4 protein-coding genes are annotated in these 3,895 nt (G+C 70.2%); 3 read left to right on the top strand and 1 reads right to left on the bottom strand.

Annotation, left to right across the window (positions count from 1 at the left end):
• Positions 1–490 (bottom strand): ABC transporter transmembrane domain-containing protein (locus tag AC1DOC_RS23595; protein WP_478130599.1); only part of this gene is annotated, 490 nt, incomplete at its 3' end.
• 77 nt (positions 491–567) lie between these two features.
• Between AC1DOC_RS23595 and AC1DOC_RS23590 the strand changes: the two genes are divergently transcribed.
• The 3 genes from AC1DOC_RS23590 to AC1DOC_RS23580 form a co-directional block, all read left to right on the top strand.
• Complete coding sequence (locus AC1DOC_RS23590; RefSeq protein WP_012748589.1) at positions 568–1,104, top strand: MarR family winged helix-turn-helix transcriptional regulator; 537 nt, start codon at positions 568–570, stop codon at positions 1,102–1,104.
• Positions 1,097–2,578, top strand: coding sequence for an efflux transporter outer membrane subunit (locus AC1DOC_RS23585; protein ID WP_478130598.1), 1,482 nt, complete (start codon positions 1,097–1,099; stop codon positions 2,576–2,578). The genes AC1DOC_RS23590 and AC1DOC_RS23585 overlap by 8 nt, the downstream gene beginning before the upstream one ends.
• Positions 2,579–2,617: 39 nt before the next feature.
• The coding region (locus tag AC1DOC_RS23580) for an EmrA/EmrK family multidrug efflux transporter periplasmic adaptor subunit (protein ID WP_478130597.1) at positions 2,618–3,895 on the top strand (1,278 nt) is incomplete at its 3' end.

Raw genomic sequence — 3,895 nt, 5'->3', positions numbered from 1 at the left:
CGCCCACGCCCATGACGGCATTGCGCAGGCCCATGCTCAGCGACGAGCCGACCACGGTCTGGACCAGCGTGGTGTCGGCCGTGAGGCGCGACAGCACTTCGCCGGTCTGGGTGGTCTCGAAGAACACCGGGCTCTGGCGCAGCACGTGGCCGTAGACCGCGTTGCGCAGGTCGGCCGTGACGCGTTCGCCGAGCCAGCTCACCGTATAGAAGCGCGCCGCCGAAAAGAGGCCGAGCGCCACGGCCACGGCAAACAGGGCGCCGAAGTGCTCGCGCAGCGCCATGGTCTGCGCGCCCTTGTCGGCGCTCACCAAGCCGCCGTCGATCAGGCTGCGCAGCGCCAGCGGAAACACCAGCGTGGTGACGGCGGCCATCACCAGGAAGATGCCCGCCAGCACGATCTGGACGCGGTAGGGCCGAAGAAAAGGGCTCAGGCCCGACAGCGATCGGGGCGAGCCCTTGGCCGGTGAAGACAGAGGGGAAGAAGCCATGGCGCGGATTCTACCGACCCTTGCCATCGCAAAGGTGGCCTTGACAATAATTGCCCAGACAATTAATATTCCGACCCATGAGCGATGCAGACAATCCGCAACTCCCGCCAGCCTCCGGCGACGCCGGGCGCCGGCCGGTCGATTTCTACCGTGCCGAGGACTACAAGGCCGAGGAAAGCATCGGGTATTTGATGCGCCGCATCCTCAGCGCGGTGGCCCAGGCGGTAGAAACCCGTATGTGCGAGCCCGGTGGTCCCACTTTTCCGCAATGGTTGCCGCTGTACAAGCTGCATGTCGGCGCTGCCACCACGGTGGCCGAACTGGCCCGGGCCTGCGAGCTCGACGCGGGTGCCATGACGCGCCTGCTCGACCGCCTCGAGGCCAAGGGCCTGTGCCGCCGCGTGCGTTCGCTGGAAGACCGGCGCGTGGTCAACATCGAGCTCACCGAGGAAGGCCGCGCCGCCGCCCAGGAGGTGCCGTACGTGCTGAGCCGCGTGCAGAACGAGCACCTGGCGGGCTTCACCAAGGAGGAGTGGGAGCAGCTCAAGGGCTACCTGCGCCGCATTCTCGACAACGCCCAGGCCCTGGCGGCCCGTGGAGATAAAAATGACTGAATCCCTTGCCGCGCGCGCCTTGCGCCGCACCCCTGTTGTTGCCGCCGTGCTGCTTGTGGCCGCGCTGGCCGGCTGCGCCGACATGGCCGGCATCGGCTCCGAGGCCCGGCTGCGCGACGCCGCGTCGCTCGGCCTTGCCGCGGACCGCAGCGCCGCCGYCGTGCCGGCCGTCGAGCGCCAATGGTGGCTCGCCTTTGGCGATGCGCAGCTCAACACGCTGATCGACCAGGCCGTGGCCGGCAATCCGAACCTGCAGGTGGCGCGGGCGCGGCTCGCGCGCGCGCAGGCCTCGGCGGACATCGCCGAGTCGGCACTGAAGCCCAAGGTCAACGGCGAACTCGACCTCAAGCGCCAGAAGTTCAACAGCAACTACATCTATCCCGCGCCGCTCGGCGGCTCCACGCAGAACATCGGCCTGCTGCAGCTCGGCGCGAGCTGGGAGCTCGACTTCTTCGGCAAGAACCGCACCGCGCTCGAAGCCGCCATCGGCGCCGCCAACGCCGCGGCGGCCGACGCCGATGCCGCGCGCGTGCTGCTGGCCAGCAACGTGGCGCGCAGCTACTTCCAGTGGGCGCGCCTGAACGAGCAGCTCGGCGTGGCGCGGCGCACGCTCGCCCAGCGCGAGGAAACGCTCAAGCTGGTGCATGACCGCGTGTCCGCGGGCCTCGATACCCGCCTCGAGCTGCGCCAGAGCGAAGGCGGCCTGCCCGAAGCGCGCCAGCAGATCGAAGCCCTCGACGAGCAGATCGCGCTGCAGCAGCATGCGCTCGACGCGCTCGTGGGCCAGCCCGACGTGTCCGCATCGCTCAAGCCGCCGATGCTCGAAGCCGTCAAGCCGATGGCGCTGCAGGCCAGCATTCCGGCCGACCTGCTGGGCCGCCGCGCCGACATCGCCGCCGCGCGCTGGCGCGTCGAGGCCGCCACCAGCGACGTGGCCAACGCCAAAACCCAGTTCTATCCCAACGTGAACCTCACGGCCTTCGCCGGCTTCCAGAGCCTGGGCTTCGGCAAGCTGCTCAAGTCGGGCAGCGAGCAGTGGGGCGTGGGCCCCGCGATCCACCTGCCGATCTTCGAAGGCGGCCAATTGCGCGCCAACCTGCGCGGCAAGGCGGCCGACCTGGACGCCGCGATCGAGAGCTACAACGCCACCGTGCTCGACGCGGTGCATGACGCGGCCGACCAGGTGTCCAGCGCCCAGTCGATCACGCGCCAGCAGGCCGAGCAGCGCGCCGCGCAGGCCGCCGCCGAAGGGGCTTACGACATCGCCGTGCAGCGCTATCGCGCGGGCCTGGGCAACTACCTCAACGTGCTGACCGCCGAAACCGCCGTGCTCGCGCAGCGCCGGCTGGCGGTCGACCTGGCCGCACGCGCGCTCGACACGCAGGTGGGCCTGGCGCGCGCGCTCGGCGGCGGCTGGCAGCCGCCGGCAACCGCCACCGCCGCGGCCACCGCTTCACCTGCCGCATCGAACTGAACTGAACCGACTTTTTTCGTCTTCGGAAAGAACTCCATCATGAGCGACAACAACACTCCGACGCCCGCTGCAGCCAACGCTTCCGCAGCTCCCGAAGCACCCGCCGGCAACGGCAAGCGCCGCCGCGCACTGACCACGCTGGCGGCCGTGGTGATCGTCGCCGGCGGCGGCTGGGGCCTCTACGAATGGCTGGTGGCCAGCCACTACGAGGACACCGACAACGCCTACGTGCAGGGCAACGTGATCCAGATCACGCCGCAGATCGGCGGCACCGTCATGGCCATCAATGCCGACGACACCGACTTCGTGAAGGCCGGCCAGCCGCTGGTGCAGCTGGACCCCGCCGATGCGAAGGTGGCGCTCGAGCAGGCCGAGGCCGCGCTCGCGCAGGCCGTGCGCCAGGTGCGCACGCTCTATGCCAACAACGGTTCGCTGGCCGCGCAGATCGCGCTGCGCCAGGCCGACATCGTCAAGGCGCAGAGCGACATCGCCAAGGCGCAGGACGACCTGCAGCGCCGCCGCGCGCTGTCGGGCAACGGCGCGGTCTCCAAGGAAGAACTCAACCACGCCGAGACGGCGCTGGACAATGCCCAGAGCCAGCTCGCCGCCGCGCAGGCCGGCGTGGTGGCCGCGCGCGAAGCGCTGGCCAGCAACCAGTCGCTGACCGAGGGCACCAGCGTGGSCCAGCACCCGAGCGTGCTGGCGGCCGCCGCCAAGGTGCGCGAGGCCTACCTGGCCACGCAGCGCGTCGCGCTGCCGGCGCCGGTCGACGGCTACGTCGCCAAGCGCACCGTGCAGCTCGGCCAGCGCGTGGCGGCCGGCACGCCGATGATGTCGATCGTGCCGCTGAACCAGCTGTGGGTCGACGCCAACTTCAAGGAAGTGCAGCTGCGCAACATCCGCATCGACCAGCCCGTGAAGCTCAGGGCCGACGTCTACGGCAAGAAGGTGGAATACACCGGCAAGGTCGCGGGCCTGGGCGTGGGCACCGGCAGCGCGTTTGCGCTGCTGCCCGCGCAGAACGCCACCGGSAACTGGATCAARGTGGTGCAGCGCGTGCCCGTGCGCATCGCGCTCGACCCCGAGCAGCTCAAGGCCAACCCGCTGCGCATCGGCCTGTCGATGGACGCCGAGATCGACATCTCGCAAAGGAGCGGCAAGATGCTGGCCGACGCGCCGCGCCCCACCGCCATCTCGCAGACGCAGGTCTACAGCAAGCTCGACCAGGGCGCCGACGCCGAGGTCGACCGCATCGTGGCCGCCAACCTGGGCCGCGGCGCACCGGCCGCCTCTGCGGCGCCGGCACCGGCTGCGGGC

Source organism: Variovorax sp. 01T439_2 (assembly GCF_056398445.1).
This window is presented reverse-complemented; position numbering and strand designations above follow the sequence as displayed.

What these genes read in the sequence shown, in the direction of transcription:
- AC1DOC_RS23590 (WP_012748589.1), top strand. Translation starts at nt 568, where the DNA reads ATGAGCGATGCAGACAATCCGCAACTCCCGCCAGCCTCCGGCGACGCC.